Source organism: Providencia sp. Me31A (genome assembly GCF_050487165.1).
Classification (GTDB): Bacteria; Pseudomonadota; Gammaproteobacteria; order Enterobacterales; family Enterobacteriaceae; genus Providencia.
Map to the genome: position 1 here is coordinate 84,604 of NZ_JBKQGZ010000014.1, position 17,697 is coordinate 102,300.

Below are 17,697 nucleotides of genomic sequence, written 5' to 3' on the forward strand. Positions count from 1 at the left end.
TAACATAAAAATACCCGCATCATACTGGCGGGTATTTTATTTAATCAAACAATATTATTTTTTACGGGTAAATAATGAAACAACCACTGCCACAATAATATTCAGAACAAATGCAGCAATACCGATATTCATAAAGCTTAACCCTTCCCCTAACCAAGGGAACAATTGTGCCAATGAAATTTTCTCAATATATGTGACTGCTAGGAATAATACTCCTGCACTAATACCACTAATAGCACCAGCGGAGGTCATTAGATTATGTTGTTTAAAACTCATCAATAACGCAGGAAAGAACTGCGCCACGATATTCACCCCTAACAACATTATCGCGACTAACGTGTCATTACTGTGGAATATGAAATAGAGGCTCACTAATGCAACCAGTGGCACCATGAAGCGTGCGTAAACACCTGATTGACGTTTCTCTTCACTCACTCCTAACGCTTTTTGCAATACACCCGCGAGCATATTTGAGGTTGTGAGTAATAGCATTGAACCTGGCACTAATGCCGTTAGCATCCCTGCCGCGCCAATAAAGCCAACCACGATAGGCGAAAACGTACTTTTCGATATTTCAAATAGTGATAAATCGACCCCAGCGCCTTCAAGATGTGGGATCTGCAATATCGCCGCATAACCCACAAAAAAGGCAAATAACATAATCAAACTATAAGCAGGAATTAAAATACTATTACGCTTAAGTGATTTTTCATCTTTAGCAGTAAATACTGCCGCCATATAGTGTGGCCAACAAAAATAAGCGACCACCGATAAGAAAATAGTAGAAATATACCACGGGATATTTAGGCCTGTTTCCGGAAATGTTAAGAAACTTGGCATAGCAGTATCGATAGCTTTAAACATATCACCAAAGCTACCGTAGTAATGTAACGGGATATAGATCCCAATAAATAGCACCACGACTAAAATCATTAAATCTTTCAGTGCCGATGTCCAAGCTGAACCATGAATACCCGAGATCATCACAAATAATGTAACAGCAATAATACCAATCCAAATCGCCATATCTGCAGGGATCGCACCATAAGACGCTTGGGAAACAATAATCCCCAATCCTTTAAGTTGCAAAACAAATAAAGGCACCATTGCCGCAATGGAAATTAAACTAATTAATAACCCTAACCCTTGGCTATTATATTTCTTAGTAAAGAATTCAGATATTGTTCTAACATCGTTATCTTTTGCAAAACGCCATACCCTTGGGTGTACCCAATACAAAAAGATCCCCATGAAAGCATTGACGGCCAGTGTATAGAGAATTGCAGGCCCTTTACCGTATGCCCAACCACTCCCACCAAGGAATGTAAATGTGGTATAGATTTCCCCTGCGCTTAGAAGGAAAACTAACAATGCCCCATAGCTACGCCCGCCAACAGACCACCCCTCGTGATCCATCGTTTTGCCTTTTTTAGCGCGAATAGCCAAATAAATACTAAAAAAGAAAAATGCGATAATAATAATTAATGAGGAACTCATGAGCTTTCCTTAGTATTTTTACTATCTAATACATTTATCAGTAACATAACTAAAGCAGTAATAATCACCCACACAACGATCCAAAACATTAAGAATGGTAAACCCATGATGAAAGGTTCAACTTGGTTAACAAAATAAATGCCCACGGTTAACGCCAATATCGGGAAAATAACTAAATAGTGATACCATTTCATAGCAAATTCCTTATTCCACTACCCTAAAGAGACCAATTCACGAGGCAAGTGGCTTAGCATTTCAACACCATTTTCAGTGATAAGTAGCATATCCTCAATCATAATACCCCCGACGCCAATCCCGTAATATGGCGTTTCTAAGCTCATGACCATCCCTGCACGAAACACTTCAGTCGTCGCAGCACTCACAAAAGGCGCTTCCTCTAACCCAACAAATACACCATCACCATGCCCTAAATGCCCACGGTTATAATGAGGTAAACCGGAAGAACGAATCAAAGCCATCGTTTCATTGAATACATCACTTAATGCCACTCCAGGTGCTATACGGCTTAGCATGTATTGATGGCCTTTCAAAATAGTTTGATAAATCGCACTGACTTTTTCATTCGGTTTGCCAACAACAAAGGTGCGAGCAATATCTGCACCATAACCCGCCACATCGACGCCACAGTCAAATTTAATTAAATCTCCTTCTTTAGCCGGTACGTCATCAGGTAACATTTTTGGTGAGAAATCACTGCCAACCGAAATAAGGTGAAAACGGCTGTAATTTGTCTCTGGGTATTCCATCACTCGGGCTTTAAAGGCCGCTGTTAATTGTGCAGAGGTACAACCCACTTTAATCAGTTGGCTTGCAGCCGCAATACCCGCCTCAGTAATTTGTGCAGATTTTCTCAAGTGAGCAATTTCCCACTCGCTTTTAATCATACGAAGTTCATTAAATAAAGGAGAAGAGTCAACAAGGTTCAAATTTGGGATCACTTTATCCAGCCATGTTTTACCCGTATGAGTAATTTGATTTAATTCAATCGCAACCGGTTTGCCATGAACCCCTGCCTCTGACAATGCGTCTTTTAATAAATTAAAAATGGTTTCAACCGGACTATTAATCGGCCTTTCTTTAACTACTTTGCCATTTTCCGGATTATAAGGGTCATCCACATCCACCCAAATTGGGAAAGTTTTAATTTGTGCATTAGGCATTTGAAGCGTTAAATTTGCCGCTTCAAATTCATTCATAATAACCAGTGATTGAATAGAAGGATCGCGAAAAATAACAGCAATAGCAGATCCTGTTTGCCTAAAGGTATACATAAAAAAACTAGCAAATCCCGTTAAATGATAAAAATTATCACCCACTGTCGCAATTAACGCTTCAATTCCCTCACGCTCCATGATTTCGCGGGCTTTATTGGTTACATTCTCTAGGTGTTGTTTTAAAAGGAAATCTTCCTTATGAATTGTCATTATTATTCTCTCAATAATATTATTTTATACATTAAGCAATTACATAATGTCGTGGAAAGATACAGGTCACATTATATATAGAGTTGAAATGAATACATCGTGCAACATATAAGATTGATATAACTAATAGTTATATATTAGATGAGAAATAACCTTGCTGGAAATTTCAATATGATAGAAACAATCTAAAGAGCTAAATATAATAGCCCTTTAAACATTTAATACTGACGTTCTAAGAGTTTTCAGCACAAGTAATGGTTTTCTCTGGCTCATTATTACGCGTTAGCCATAAAGAAAGGGCTTTGAGGGAATCAGGGGTAAATTCATCACAGCGCGCACTGATTTCTTTCGGTGTTAGCCAGCTCACCTCTACAACTTCCGTTTCTTGCAGTGCAAAAGGGCCATGACTGACACAACTAAATAGCCCACCCCATACGCGGCAATAGTCATCTTCAAAATAAAAATGCCCATGCTCTGCAAATGGAACGCCAGCGATACCGAGCTCCTCTTCAGCTTCACGCTTAGCTGAATCAAGAATATTTTCCCCTTGTGTGACAACTCCCCCCGCTGTCGCATCTAATAAACCTGGATGAAAATCTTTAATATCCGTACGTCGCTGGACTAAAATTTTCCCCATACCATCATGCACAACGATATAAGTTGCACGGTGGCGTAAATTCTCTGCTCGCATCTGGCTTCGTGTTGCCTGAGCAATCACCGTATTGTCCTCATCAACAATGTCTACCCATTCAACGAGTTCAGTCTGCTGTCCCATCCTATAAACCTTTTAAAATTTAGCCTTAAACGGCTTATGCCATAGATTGATTGCCACAACATGTTAGACAATACAAAAGATGCTTTTGGCTCACATTTAGCTAACGATCCTAGCTGAATTTGCATTTGGTTGCTATCCCAAAAATCACTTCTTATCGCAAGATTAATAAGATTCGTTTTTAGATAGCCTAGTAAATCATACAAATTACATTCACAGATGCTATAGTTAGTTCATGGCGCTACAAAGTGAGATCCTTAGGAACATACTTCAGCATGTAGCTAAGGTGACAGAATGCAAGTAACAACGTTGCTGTTTGAAATATGGCGGGGATAATAATGAAAATACTCATAACCGGTGGTACAGGGCTAATCGGTACACCACTCATCCAAAAACTCATTTCCCTTGGTCATCAGGTAACGGTACTCAGCCGCTCCCCCCAAAAAGTTTATAGTCTTTTTAGCAAAGCCGTTGAAAGCTGGACATCATTAAATGATCGAACCCATTTAAATGATTTTGATGCGGTCATTAATTTAGCAGGTGAACCTATCGCAGAAAAGCGCTGGACTGATGAGCAGAAAAAACGCCTTTGTGATAGTCGTTGGATGCTCACTCAGCGCCTTAGTGATTTAATTATTGCGAGCGAAACGCCACCTCAGGTATTTTTATCAGGCTCAGCCGTTGGATACTACGGAGATCAGGGGCAAGCCGTCGTCACTGAAGATGAACAACCACACGATGAGTTTACTCACCAGCTGGCACAACATTGGGAAGCTCTCGCGCTTAATGCACAATCAGATAAAACTCGCGTTTGCTTATTGCGTACAGGTTTAGTTTTATCAGCAAATGGCGGTTTACTGGCAAAAATACTGCCTATATTTAAAATGGGAGCTGGTGGCCCAATAGGTCATGGTAAACAATTTATGCCGTGGATACATATCAACGATATGGTAAACGCAATTTGCTTCCTATTGGATACCCCCGCACTATCAGGCCCATTCAACATGACTGCGCCATATCCTGTACATAATGACCAATTTACCGCCATTCTTGGTGATGTCATTAACCGCCCTGCCTTTATTCGAACACCTGCCTTTGCCATAAAAGCGATACTCGGGGAGTCAGCTATATTAGTCTTAGGCGGGCAGCAGGCTATTCCTAAACGGTTAGAGGAAGCGGGTTTTCAGTTTGAATTTATCAACTTAAAAGAGGCTTTGACTGACATACTTGTTACTCATAATGAGAATGAATAGCGACTATTTTGCGCCTTGCCAGCGGTTAAATAAGTCATGCTCCAGCTCGATATCAAATTGGTCGAGGACGCGATTAACTGTTTGGTTGACAATATCTTGGATAGTTTCTGGTTGATGGTAAAAAGCAGGCATTGGGGGCATAATAATGGCGCCCATTTCGGCGGCCTGTACCATCAACTTTAAATGGCCAACATGCAACGGGGTCTCACGTACCCCTAGCACTAGCTTTTTGCCTTCTTTGAGTACAACGTCTGCCGCCCTTGTAACTAGGGTGTCGGTATAACTATGTACAATACCTGATAGCGTTTTCATCGTACAAGGCATAATCGCCATTCCTGCCGTTCGAAAAGAACCTGAAGAAATCGCTGCGGCAATATCACGGCTGTCATAGTTATGATCAGCAAGGCATTGAACGTCTTTCACACTGTAAGTCGTTTCTAATGCTAATGTTTGTCGGGCAGCCGCACTCATCACCAAATGGGTTTCAACCTCTTTAACAGGTTGTAATACTTCAAGCAAACGGATGCCATAAATCGCCCCACTAGCTCCAGTTAACCCAATGATCAGTTTTTTCATTTCGCTGCCCTATTCACTATACTTACGGCATTATATACAAAACTCACTAAGATTGCAGAGACCAACTGCGCTGTAGTCCAAAGTATGTCGACAATTTAGCCTATTAGCCACAATCCCAATTATACACAACACGACTAAAGTCACGTTTTTTCAAGTCATCAGGATGAATAAAGAAGTTTCCTACCCCCATATCTCCCCACATAATACCAATTTCATAGTCGGTATTTATTTGTAAAAGCAATTCATATTGTTGGATCTCTTCCTCATATTCCCTTGGGTCTGTTTGAGTGAAGAATGGGTATCCCCCAATGCAATGAGCGCCTGATTCAAAAGTGTCACTATAGGGTTCAATCCATTCATCATAGAAATCCTCACCGTCAAACTGTTCTTCATAGTCATAAAGGTTATCAACCCCCAGAATTTTTTGTCCAAATTGAAAATCGTCGATACTGATATATTGTTCAACTGGATTAAATTCGATGCCATATTGATGGTCAATGGGGGTGTAGTAATCATCCGAGTGGGCTGCAATGATAGCGGAAAAATCTTGTGTCAGTTGGCTGGCATCTTCAATGATATTTTCCCTGTATATGATACGGAAATCTTCTTGTTTTTGCCTTTGTTCAAAGTCAGCGCCATAGAGATCATCTCCCCCAATAAAAAACTGCAATAGCCCTTTTTCTGGGTAGTTTTCTAATTTAGGCATGTGAGCAAAATTAATTTGAGCGAGTAGCTTAAGCGGTGTTCCCTCACTGTTTGTTGGGTATTGCTCATCGAGAGGTAAATATGGCATACCTCCTACTCGACTCTCCCATAAGACATAATCTTTAACAGGGAACAGCCTCATTTCAACAAGCGATTTTTTCGTGGCTTTGATTTTGTCTGCAAATGGTTTAAGAACCTCAGGGAGGGAATCGAAGTCAATCATACGTAGCTCCAAATAAGCAATAAGTTTCCTCTAGCCTACTCGGCTACCTATTATTTCAAATCAGATATAACTGTAATTTATAGCGTTACATAAAAAATACCCGCCAAAAGGCAGGTATTCAATTATATTCTGTTATGACGAAAGTTTAGCCTTCGTTATAAATTTCAAGATCTTCAACTTCACTCTTATCTTTTAACTTTAATTCGTCATCTTTACGTAAGTTTTCCAGATAGTCTAAGTAGCTTTGGTCAATATCTTTGGTGATATAAATACCATCGAATACAGAACATTCAAACTCGGTAATTTCGGGATTTTCTTCACGTACGGCATCCACCAAATCGACTAAATCTTGAAAAATTAGGCCATCAGCACCAATTAATTTGCGGATTTCATCGACTTCACGGCCATGTGCAATTAGCTCATTAGCATTTGGCATATCAATGCCATACACATTAGGGAAACGCACTTCCGGAGCCGCTGATGCAAAGTACACATTTTTAGCGCCTGCTTCACGCGCTAACTCGACAATTTGCTCTGACGTCGTGCCACGGACAATAGAGTCATCCACTAGCAGGACGTTTTTATCACGGAACTCTGCACGATTCGCATTCAGCTTACGACGAACGGATTTTCGGCGTTCTTGTTGACCAGGCATGATAAATGTACGGCCTACATAACGGTTTTTCACAAACCCTTGACGATAAGGTTTATCCAGAATGTGTGCGATTTCGAGTGCAATATCACATGACGTTTCAGGAATTGGGATCACCACATCAATATTTAAATCATCCCACTCGCGCGCAATTTTTGCACCAAGTTTCTGCCCCATACGCAGCCTTGCATTATAAACGGAGACTTTATCAATAAAGGAATCTTGACGCGCAAAATAGACATATTCAAAAATACATGGTGTCAGTTGTGGGTTATCCGAACATTGACGCGTAAACAATTGGCCTTTCTCGGTGACATAAATTGCCTCGCCCGGTGCAACATCCCGTAAAAACTCAAACCCTAACGTATCAAGCGCCACACTTTCTGAAGCGACCATGTATTCATGTTTACCGTTCTCAGTAATTCGACGACCTAAAACAAGTGGGCGAATACCGTGAGGGTCGCGAAAAGCTAACATGCCATGACCAATAATTAAGGCGACACAGGCATAAGCACCGCGTAGTTTTTTATGCATGGCTGCAACAGCGCTAAATACGTTATCTGGCTCAAGAGGAAAATGATCAAATCTATCCAACTCATAAGCCAACACATTTAATAAAATTTCAGAATCTGAGGTTGTATTGACATGGCGGCGCGCTGTTTCAAATAAACTCCGAGTGAGCTCGTGCGCGTTTGTCAGGTTACCATTATGAGCAAGTGTGATCCCAAAAGGCGAGTTTACGTAGAAAGGTTGAGCCTCCGATGCACTTGAGCTGCCTGCGGTCGGGTACCGAACATGCCCCAACCCCATACAACCTTGTAATCTCAGCATATGACGTGTTTCAAACACGTCTTTGACTAGGCCATTCGCTTTGCGTAGACGAATATTGTTTGTGCCATCAATAGTGGCAATACCTGCTGCATCTTGCCCACGATGCTGAAGCACCGTTAGAGCATCATAAATTGATTGGTTTACCGGTGTAACACCGGCGATACCGACAATACCGCACATTTAGTCTTTCCTCATCAGGTAGACGGAGAAATGTTCTCCGGCAGGAAACTTGACGCATTTTGCAGGTAGTCAAAAAACCACCTGATTATATGGCTGAACTGCGGAATAAGTTCCGAACGCTGCCAATCCTCACTTTGAGGAAGGGGTGTAAATGTATCGAGAAAGAACAACAATGCCGAGACAATCAACACACCACGCAGCGCACCGAAGCAGATCCCCAGAACCCGATCAGTGCCTGATAACCCTGTTTTTTGTACTAATGAGCTAATCACATAGTTAACGACAGCGCCCACAATCAGTGTAGCAATAAATAAAGCAGCGATAGCAATGCCATTTCGCACGAGTATGTCCTCAAAACGGGTAAAATAATCCGCTAAATAAGGATAAAAAGTACTTGCAACAAAAAAAGCACAACCCCAAGTGATTAATGAAAGCGCCTCACGTACAAACCCACGGATCAAGCTTACCAGTGCCGAGAAGCCAATAATGGCAATTATTGCGTAATCTATCCAGACCATATTCCATTCCAAAATTCGCACTCACGACAACAGCGAAGTGCATTCTAACAGAAAACGAAAACGTTTGCGTAACCATTTTTCTATCAATTTTAAAAAAATAGCGGCGAAAAGAAAAAATCATAATCGCCGCAGTAAGTTACTAAATCCCCTTACCTTTTAGGGATTATTGAATCTTTTATTTAAGGTTTATAAGTTTGAATTATCCCTTTTGTTCCCGTAATGGAATTAAGTTCCGGTAATGCAGACTCTAGCTTCTGTCTAGAAGCCTCTGGTCCCACATAAATCCGTGTTAGTTTGTTATTCACCGGCCTTGCAGGAATAGTGTAAACCTGATACCCCGATAACCGCAGTTTCGCCACTATCTCTTCAACCTTGGCAGCATTATTGAGTGCAATCACTTGAACCACAAATGCTTTACCTTGCGGCTTCTGCTCTGGTTTAGGTTCTGGTTTAGGCTCTGGTTTAGGTTCTGGCTTCACTTCCGGTTTTGGCTCCACTTTCGGTTGTGGTTTTGGCTTAGGTTCCGGTTGTGCCTGTTTTACAGGCTCCAATACAGCAGGAATATTGGTTTGTGTATCGGGTATGCTATTCTCAGCTTGTTCATTTTGTTGTTGCGTTATAGCCTCTGATAGCATCGCCTCAGAAGCCCCTTCAGAAGATGCAGATGAAGCATTATGCGCAATCGCTTCAATATCTTCTTCATCACCCGGTTTAGGTATGATAGGAATGGCCGCAAATTCATTTTCATTATATTTCTTATCGCCATCAAGCAGTGCGGGGAGCACGATAACCCCCGCAGCAACCAGTACAATGGCGCCAGCAAGACGATTCTGAAATTTACTAGCCACCGGCACTATCCTTTTTGATTTTCTAATAACATCATGACATGGGCTACGGTATGAAATGACCCACACACAACAATCACATCTTGTTCCGTTGCATCAAAACAAGCTTGTTGCCATGCGCTTTCTACAGAATCAAATTCATTCGCTTGCACCAAATGTTGGCTAAGTTCGGCAACATCAGCCCCTCTAAACTCAGTCAATGGCGCAATATACCAATCTGTCACTTGCTGTGATAGACACTCAAGCGTGCCTTTAATATCTTTATCACCCAACATACCGACAACAGCACGAATACGACGCCCATCAACTTTAGGTAATTCAGCCAATTTACTCACTAAATACCCAGCAGCATGTGGGTTATGCGCCACATCTAAGATCAACAAGGGGTGTTCACCGATAACCTGAAAACGCCCCGGTAACTGTGCTGACCTCAACCCTTGATAAATAGCAGAGTCCGTGACTTGCCGCGCAATATTTTCATCAATCAGTAATAAGCAACTCACCACACCAAGGGCGGTTGCTGCATTGGCTAACGGCACATTGGGTAATGGCAGATTGTGCCATTCACGCTGCGAACTTTGCCATGTCCAGCTGTCGGCTTGTTGGCTATAGTGCCAATCAGCACCACGACGGAACAATAAAGTACCGAGTTTTGTAGCCACTTGCGCTATCGATGCAGGCATATCAGGCTCACCGACTACGCCATAATGACCTGTCCGGAAGATACCCGCTTTTTCATAACCAATATGTTCACGGTCTGAACCAAGCCAATCTGTGTGATCAAGAGCAATACTGGTGATGGCCGCTATATCAGCGTCAACGACATTTGTTGCATCTAATCGCCCACCTAATCCCACTTCTAAGATCACAATATCCAATTTAGCTTGTTTGAATAATTGCAGTGCCGCCAAAGTGCCATATTCAAAATAAGTTAGTGAAATATTACCGCGCTGGGCTTCAATCTTAGCGAATGCTTCACAAAAATCAGTCTCCGCAAGCTCTCCACCTTGGATGCGCACACGTTCCGTGTAGCGTACTAAATGTGGAGAACTGTACACGCCAACTTTTAGCCCAGCTGCCATAAAGATAGATTCTAAGGTATGGCAAGTTGTTCCTTTGCCGTTAGTTCCGGTGACAGTGATAACTCGGGGTGCCGGTTGCGTTAGGTTCATTTGCCTAGCAACTTGACCTACTCGCTCCAACCCCATATCAATATTTTGGCTATGCAAGTCAGTGAGATAAGAAAGCCAAGTCTCCAATGGAGACTTGGCAGTAGGAATGATTAAATTACTCATCATCTTTTTTAAGCTTTGCAGAATCCTTTTCTGGTTCCTCGGTATCAATATCGTCGATTGCATTAATATTGATTTCTACCGTTTCAGCCGCAACAATAGGCGCTTCACTGAAGCTAGGCTTATTGGTTAACATCGCCAATATTTCCGCTAAGCGATCACGCATTTCAGGGCGACGAACTATCATGTCTATAGCGCCTTTCTCGAGTAAGAACTCACTGCGCTGGAAGCCTTGTGGTAGCTTTTCACGTACTGTTTGCTCGATAACACGTGGTCCGGCAAAACCGATCAGTGCTTTAGGCTCCGCCACATTGATATCCCCTAACATCGCTAAACTGGCTGAAACGCCCCCCATAGTCGGGTCAGTCAACACTGAAATGTAAGGTAAACCACGCTCTTGCATTTTCGCCAAGGCTGCACTGGTTTTGGCCATTTGCATCAGTGATAGCAAAGCTTCTTGCATACGCGCACCACCACTTGACGAGAAACAAACCAGCGGACAGTTATCTTCCAGTGCCTGCTCAACAGCGCGGACAAAACGAGCCCCCACCACCGATGCCATTGAACCGCCCATGAAAGCAAATTCAAATGCAGCTGCGACCACCGGCATTCCCTTAAGGGTGCCTTTCATAACGATAATCGCGTCTTTTTCGCCCGTTGCTTTTTGCGCTGCCGTAATACGGTCTTTATATTTTTTTGAATCTTTGAACTTAAGAACATCTTTTGGCTCAAGCTCGCTGCCCAATTCCGTTGTAGAGTTTTCATCCAGGAAGGCTTCTAAGCGCTGACGTGCGTGAATACGCATATGGTGGTCACACTTTGGACACACGGATAAGTTACGTTCTAACTCAGCGCCATATAATACTTGCCCGCAGCCATCGCATTTTGTCCAAACTCCTTCTGGGATATTGGCTTTATGTGATTGGGTCAAGTTACCTTTCTTTAAAATTTTTTCAATCCAGCTCATTAATGGACCTTTTTGTCTGATTCGCTCTGGTTATCACCAGTATGTAATTTTTTGCCATTAAACCACAATGATATCTCACTGTAGATAAAAACTTTTTAAACCGCCTAACGGTTATCGATTTTTTGCGCTGCCGCACGCTTTTCTTTCATAGCGATACGACGATGGCGAATAATTTCAACGATACCCGGCAAAATTGAAACAAAGATAATCGCGACTATCAGTAATTTCAAATTCTTTTGTACTATCGGTAAATCACCAAATAAATAACCTGCATAGGTGAATAATAACACCCAGATAAATGCCCCTGCCACATTATAAAAGGCAAAATGACGATAAGACATTTTTCCCATTCCTGCAACGAAAGGTGCAAATGTTCTGACTATCGGCACAAAACGCGCCAATATAATCGCTTTACCGCCATGTTTTTCATAAAATGCATGGGTCTTATCTAAATAGACCCGACGAAAGATTTTTGAGTCTGGGTTCCTAAACAATTTTTCGCCAAAAATACGGCCTATCGTATAATTTACAGCATCACCAATAATCGCCGCTGTTATCATTAACACGACCATTAAGTGGACATTTAAATCATTGCTATCTAATGCGGAAATTGCGCCCGCAACAAATAATAACGAATCCCCAGGCAAAAATGGTGTAACCACTAACCCTGTTTCGCAAAATAGGATCAGAAAAAGGATACCATATACCCACGAACCATAATCTCTGACCAGTTCAGCAAGGTGCACATCGATATGTAAAATAAAGTCGATAATAAAACTGATAAATTCCATATAACCCTCGTTAATAATAGCATCCATGCCATTTACAGTAATTATGAGATAAAGTTAACGTCGATTTACATCAGCTCATCACTGAGAAAAAGAGGCCCCATCACATTACTCGGGAGCGCAAATTTCTCTGGATAATCTACACTGACCAAATAGAGCCCTTCTGCTTTTGCTGTGGCAGCGGCTTTGGTTCGGTCTTTTAACTCAAGAAGATAGGCCATCCAATCAACCTCTTGATTGCCACAACCGATCTCCAGCAAACTGCCAACAATGTTTCTCACCATATGGTGAACAAATGCATTCGCTTTAATATCCACCACCACATAATGACCATGACGACTGACATTAACATGCATCACATTACGCCAAGGCGTTCTTGACTGACACTGAACTGCTCTGAATGACGTAAAGTCACGTTCTCCGACTAAGGCCTGCGCCGCTTTATGCATTCTTTTTTCATCAAGTGGATAATGAAAATGCGTAACGCCACTTGATAAAATCGCTGGTCGATAGCGGTGATTAAAAATCACATAACGATACCGACGAGCAGTCGCACTAAACCGCGCATGAAACTCTTCATTCACCGGCTGGCACCAACGAACGGCAATATCGGCGGGTAAGTGAGTATTTGCCCCCATTGTCCAAGCCGCTTCTTTACGGTTGGCCGAGGTTTCAAAATGCACAACTTGCCCTGTCGCATGCACTCCGGCATCCGTGCGCCCAGCACAAAACACACTGATAGGCTCCGCGGCAATCTTCGACAAGGCTTCTTCTAAACAACCTTGTACACTTTTCACTTCTTGCTGGCGTTGCCAACCAAAATAACGACTTCCGTTGTATTCAATCCCTAAAGCTATCCGATACAACTTTGCTGGCTCAGACATTAGTAAAACAGCTCCTGAGCCAATTTTTCTGCGGTTTCAACCGCCATCAGTGCACCGCCAAAACGCACGTTATCTGCCACTGACCAGAACTGTAAAATTTCAGGAATTCCGTAGTCATTACGAATACAGCCCACGCTAAGTTGATCATTGCCAGACGCTTCTGTCACTTGCGTCGGATAATCGCCCTCTTCTGAGACCTGAATATCATCAAAACGTTCAAGTTCTTCGTTAGCTTCTTCTGCATTAATTGGACGTAATGTTTCCAAATGCACAACTTGCGCATTACCATAAAAAACCGGAGACTGAATAAAGCTCACAGCGACAGGTAAACCATCATCTTGCAGTACTTTACGCACCTGCTCAACGAGACGGCGTTCATGAGAAACACTGCCGTCCATATCCGCCAGCAACGGTAACAGGTTAAATGCTAATTGCTTACTAAACCGGCCTTCTTCCGCTGGAATGCCATTTAATAAACGTGCACTTTGCCCCGCCAGTTCGTCAACCGCCGCTTTACCGTAGCTAGAAACTGATAGCATATTGGTTAACGTAATGCGTCCAAGTCCTGCCGCATCAATTAATGGCTTAATTGAAGTAAGAAGTTGGCTAACTGCGCTATCTGCCAAAGAAATAATATTGCGGTTACGATAATCAGCAAGGACTTGCGGGTTAACATTTGGCACAACCAGTGGTACGTCCGGCTCCAGAGCAAATACCCCACTCGTGTCGATAACAATACAGCCTTCCTGCGCTGCGTGTTCGGCATACTGTATGCTTGCGGCTTCACTCGCCGCAAAAAAGGCAATTTGTGCTTGAGACCAATCAAAATCAGCCGCCTCGGTGACTTGGATACTTTTTCCGTTAAAACGCACGCTCTCCCCTGCACTGCGTTCACTGGCAAGTAAATATAACTCGCCTACCGGAAATTCGCGTTCTTGTAACAGTGCGATAATGGCGTCACCCACAGCTCCGGTTGCCCCTAATACTGCAATATTCCAACCTTCAGTCATGGCTATTCCTCTAATAATAAAAACTAAACGACCTCACTAGTGAGATCGTTTAATGATAAAAATCATAACAATTAGTTTGCTAAACGAGCGCTAAACCCTAACGCATTAAGCTGCGTGACAACCTCCGCATCATCACAAGTCACATTAAGTGATGACCACTCGCGACGCTCTTGGTAGTTTTTACGCAATTTATCAAATTCGCCTTTAATACCCGCCACCCTGCGTAGCTTGGCATCATCACGGCGCACATCATACACAAGATGCACTAATCTTTTGAGTTGGCTTTGCGTTAATTTACCATTCAATGTCAGTTCATTGATATCCGGCTTTGGTAACAATGAAGACAGGGAAACCTGTGCCGATTTACCGATAAACTGGCAGTAAGCTTCATAAACTTGCGTCGTTCCTCTTGCTTTACCTTCTAAGGTGTAGCCTGCAATATGTGGGGTTGCAATATCGACAAGGTTCAACAAATCGGTATTTAAATCAGGCTCAGGCTCCCAAACGTCCAACACCACGCTTAAGTCTTTCCCTTGCTGTAATACTGATAATAATGCCTGATTATCAATAACTTCACCTCGACTCGCATTAATCAATATCGAACCATCACGCAGACTTTCTAAATGGGTTTGATTCATTAAATGGAAAGTTTGATACTCACCTGAAAGATTCAGTGGCGTATGGAAAGTTAGCACATCCGCTTGCGTTAGCAGTGCATTAAACGAAACAAAGTTTTCCGATGATCCACCCGCTGCTCGTGGTGGATCACATAATAAGGTTTTCACTCCCCATGCGTTTAGCCGAGCCGCTAAACGCCCTCCAACATTACCAACACCAACAATCCCTACGGTTTTATCGCGTAAATCAAAATTATCACGTTCAGCAAGGAATAATAATGATGAAATAACGTACTCCACGACTGCAATCGCATTACAACCAGGCGCGGAAGAAAAACCAATATTCGCCGTTGATAACCATGCTGTATCAACATGATCAAAACCTGCGGTTGCAGTTCCAACGAATTTAATCGGGGTATTTTTTAATAGAGATTCATTCACCTTGGTTATAGACCTTACCATTAGTGCATCCGCATCTATAAGTTCCTGTTCAGGAATTGGACGTCCCGGCACGGCTTTAACATCACCCAGTTCACTAAATAGTGCCTGAGCGTAGGGCATGTTTTCATCAACTAAAATTTTCACTATTTTGTCCCAATCTATTGGCGATACGGCTTTGCATCGCAATATTTTGCCACGGTTTGTCCCAGATGCCTATGAGAGTTAGCGTTCCAATATAAACTAATCTTCTGCTATAAACTCTTTTGTACGAAAACGGTCAGGGGTGACTCCAGATATTTGCTGAAACATCGCAATAAACGCAGAAGCTGAGCTATAACCAACATCAAGGGCCACTTCATGCACACTTTTACCACGCTCAAGCCCCGCCACTGCATGAAGGTAGCGTAAACGTTGACGCCATTCACTAAATGACATGCCGAGTTCCTGCTGACAACGCCGTGATAATGTACGCTCTGAAGTATAAAATCGGGTAGCCCATCCCGCCAATGTGGTGTTATCTGCGGGGTCATTTTGCAATTCCTGTAGGATTGGCGCTAAAAACTTATCTTTGGTGTTAGGCAAATAGGTATCTTGGCAAGGTGACAATAAAAATTGGTCAATCAATACATGCGCCAATCGTAAATCAGGCTCCGTTTCTGGTTGTACAATTCCTCGATGGTACATATCCGTCATAATGGATTGAAATATTGGGCTTAGCTTAATAACACAGGGGTGTTGCGCCAAAATCTGATTATATTGATGTGAAAAATCAATAATACGAAATTTGACACTTTCTTTATTAAAGCTAGCATGGGAAATATTTGCAGGTATCCAAATACAAAATTCTGGCGGCGCTAAATAATGCTTACCCGCAACTTCCATTTCCATAATACCGCAAACAACATATAACATTTGCCCAAAGGGATGTGAATGGGATTTGTACTCTGTCAGTGCGGCCGTTTGCTCGTGACGAAATGCAATGAGTTCAGGCTCAATAATGTTGCATTCACTCACCTGCCAAATATCAGATTTTAAAGTTTCCATGCTACCTGTCTGAAAAGCGTTATCGATTGTCTGGTTATCAGTATATATAAAAAATCGGACAGATGTATACTACTTCGCATTCGTAACGGGAGAGTGTTTGAATGAAAAATCTTCTTTTTCCGCTAATTGCGGTTTTATTATGGTCTATTAATGCCATTGTTAACAAAGCAGCCTCTACAGCCATTGATCCTGCTGCCATTTCTTTTTATCGTTGGGCTCTGGCACTTATCGTCATGACCCCATTTGTGCTGCGCTCAGTACTTAGAAACCATAAAGTGGTCATGAAGCATTGGTGGCAACTGGCGATTCTTGGGGCATTAGGCATGATGTTATACCAAAGTTTAGCTTATTATGCCGCCCATAGCGTGAGTGCAACCTTTATGGGAATAATGAACTCATTGATCCCATTATTAACTGTGGTGATCAGTATTTTTGTGCTGCGCGTCATCCCTACTGTCGGTATTGTGCTAGGCTCCGCACTGTCACTATTTGGCCTGTTGTGGTTGGTTAGCCAAGGGAACCCTGCATCCATGTTATCTCATGGCTTAGGCCAAGGGGAAATCATGATGTTGATAGCGTCTGCCGCTTATGCACTGTACGGTGTATTAACTAAGCGCTGGTCAATTCAATTATCCAGTTGGGATTCCCTCTATGTGCAAGTTTTCTTTGGCGTTATCTTACTGTTACCCAACTTTTTATTAGCCGACGATGTGTCGCTAAATAGCCAAAATATTGGCTTAGTCATATTCGCAGGAATTGCCGCGTCGATAATTGCACCAGCAATGTGGATTCAAGGTGTTATGCGCTTAGGCGCGAATACGACCTCTATATTTATGAACCTTGCCCCCGTATTTACCGCCATCATTGCTATCTTTGCTTTGGGTGAAGAATTAAAAAGTTATCACCTTATTGGTGGAGGTGTAGTATTATTAGGGGTAATGTTAGCGCAGCAATTACGCACGCCACTGACGCAAGTCTTTAAGCGCAATAAAAAAGCGGTACAACAAGAAGATACTTGCCAATAATGCGTCGCTATAACTGATACTAAAAGCAATAAAAGCAATGTCGTGAACTCATATGCCCCACTCTGTGGGGCTATGTTTTATCTCCCTATACTACCTTTCAATTTTTACCCTCATTCATATCTTGTAACGTTC

General features: G+C 42.3%; 18 protein-coding genes. 2 read left to right on the top strand and 16 right to left on the bottom strand.

Annotation, left to right across the window (positions count from 1 at the left end; all coding sequences use genetic code 11):
* Positions 1-54: 54 nt before the first annotated feature.
* The 4 genes from ACLPIE_RS13130 to yfcD form a co-directional block, all read right to left on the bottom strand.
* Positions 55-1,497 carry a sodium:solute symporter family protein gene (locus ACLPIE_RS13130; protein ID WP_430262240.1) on the bottom strand — a complete coding sequence of 481 codons (1,443 nt, stop codon included), beginning with the start codon at positions 1,495-1,497 and terminating at the stop codon, positions 55-57.
* A complete protein-coding gene (locus ACLPIE_RS13135) occupies positions 1,494-1,691 on the bottom strand; it encodes a DUF3311 domain-containing protein (protein ID WP_430262242.1) in 198 nt (65 codons plus the stop codon). The genes ACLPIE_RS13130 and ACLPIE_RS13135 overlap by 4 nt, the downstream gene beginning before the upstream one ends.
* 18 nt (positions 1,692-1,709) lie before the next feature.
* A complete protein-coding gene (locus ACLPIE_RS13140) occupies positions 1,710-2,942 on the bottom strand; it encodes a M24 family metallopeptidase (RefSeq protein WP_430262244.1) in 1,233 nt (410 codons plus the stop codon).
* 232 nt (positions 2,943-3,174) lie between these two features.
* Positions 3,175-3,717, bottom strand: coding sequence for an NUDIX hydrolase YfcD (yfcD, locus tag ACLPIE_RS13145; protein ID WP_430262246.1), 543 nt, complete (start codon positions 3,715-3,717; stop codon positions 3,175-3,177).
* A gap of 335 nt (positions 3,718-4,052) precedes the next feature.
* On the opposite strand from yfcD, the gene ACLPIE_RS13150 reads away from it, so the two are divergent.
* Positions 4,053-4,967 carry a TIGR01777 family oxidoreductase gene (locus tag ACLPIE_RS13150; RefSeq protein WP_430262248.1) on the top strand — a complete coding sequence of 305 codons (915 nt, stop codon included), beginning with the start codon at positions 4,053-4,055 and terminating at the stop codon, positions 4,965-4,967.
* A 3-nt stretch (positions 4,968-4,970) separates the two neighbouring features.
* Here the strand turns inward: ACLPIE_RS13150 and ACLPIE_RS13155 are convergent, their stop codons facing one another.
* From ACLPIE_RS13155 to ACLPIE_RS13210, 12 genes are all read right to left on the bottom strand, one after another.
* Positions 4,971-5,543 (bottom strand): UbiX family flavin prenyltransferase, encoded by a 573-nt coding sequence (locus ACLPIE_RS13155; RefSeq protein ID WP_430262250.1) that lies wholly within the window; start codon positions 5,541-5,543, stop codon positions 4,971-4,973.
* 103 nt (positions 5,544-5,646) lie between these two features.
* Positions 5,647-6,471: a YwqG family protein gene (locus ACLPIE_RS13160; RefSeq protein WP_430262252.1), complete on the bottom strand. Its 825-nt coding sequence runs from the start codon at positions 6,469-6,471 to the stop codon at positions 5,647-5,649.
* 145 nt (positions 6,472-6,616) lie between these two features.
* Entirely contained in the window at positions 6,617-8,134 is a 1,518-nt protein-coding gene (purF, locus tag ACLPIE_RS13165) for an amidophosphoribosyltransferase (protein WP_430262253.1), read from the bottom strand.
* A 14-nt stretch (positions 8,135-8,148) separates the two neighbouring features.
* Positions 8,149-8,652: a colicin V production protein gene (cvpA, locus tag ACLPIE_RS13170; protein ID WP_430262255.1), complete on the bottom strand. Its 504-nt coding sequence runs from the start codon at positions 8,650-8,652 to the stop codon at positions 8,149-8,151.
* Between the two features lie 179 nt (positions 8,653-8,831).
* Positions 8,832-9,500 carry a cell division protein DedD gene (gene dedD, locus ACLPIE_RS13175; RefSeq protein ID WP_430262257.1) on the bottom strand — a complete coding sequence of 223 codons (669 nt, stop codon included), beginning with the start codon at positions 9,498-9,500 and terminating at the stop codon, positions 8,832-8,834.
* Positions 9,501-9,505: 5 nt separating this feature from the next.
* Positions 9,506-10,795: a bifunctional tetrahydrofolate synthase/dihydrofolate synthase gene (gene folC / locus ACLPIE_RS13180; protein ID WP_430262258.1), complete on the bottom strand. Its 1,290-nt coding sequence runs from the start codon at positions 10,793-10,795 to the stop codon at positions 9,506-9,508.
* Positions 10,785-11,756: an acetyl-CoA carboxylase, carboxyltransferase subunit beta gene (gene accD / locus ACLPIE_RS13185; RefSeq protein WP_430262259.1), complete on the bottom strand. Its 972-nt coding sequence runs from the start codon at positions 11,754-11,756 to the stop codon at positions 10,785-10,787. Before accD ends, folC begins: the two co-directional genes overlap by 11 nt.
* A gap of 104 nt (positions 11,757-11,860) precedes the next feature.
* Positions 11,861-12,547, bottom strand: a complete 687-nt coding sequence (locus tag ACLPIE_RS13190; protein ID WP_430262260.1) for a DedA family protein — start codon at positions 12,545-12,547, stop codon at positions 11,861-11,863.
* A 65-nt stretch (positions 12,548-12,612) separates the two neighbouring features.
* A complete protein-coding gene (gene truA, locus ACLPIE_RS13195) occupies positions 12,613-13,428 on the bottom strand; it encodes a tRNA pseudouridine(38-40) synthase TruA (RefSeq protein ID WP_430262261.1) in 816 nt (271 codons plus the stop codon).
* Positions 13,428-14,438, bottom strand: a complete 1,011-nt coding sequence (locus tag ACLPIE_RS13200) for an aspartate-semialdehyde dehydrogenase (protein WP_430262262.1) — start codon at positions 14,436-14,438, stop codon at positions 13,428-13,430. Before ACLPIE_RS13200 ends, truA begins: the two co-directional genes overlap by 1 nt.
* 71 nt (positions 14,439-14,509) lie before the next feature.
* Positions 14,510-15,640: a 4-phosphoerythronate dehydrogenase PdxB gene (pdxB, locus tag ACLPIE_RS13205; RefSeq protein WP_430262263.1), complete on the bottom strand. Its 1,131-nt coding sequence runs from the start codon at positions 15,638-15,640 to the stop codon at positions 14,510-14,512.
* Between the two features lie 96 nt (positions 15,641-15,736).
* A complete protein-coding gene (locus ACLPIE_RS13210) occupies positions 15,737-16,540 on the bottom strand; it encodes an AraC family transcriptional regulator (RefSeq protein ID WP_430262264.1) in 804 nt (267 codons plus the stop codon).
* 101 nt (positions 16,541-16,641) lie between these two features.
* Here ACLPIE_RS13210 and ACLPIE_RS13215 point away from each other — a divergent pair, with 101 nt between their 5' ends.
* Positions 16,642-17,565, top strand: a complete 924-nt coding sequence (locus tag ACLPIE_RS13215) for a DMT family transporter (RefSeq protein ID WP_430262265.1) — start codon at positions 16,642-16,644, stop codon at positions 17,563-17,565.
* Positions 17,566-17,697: the final 132 nt, after the last annotated feature.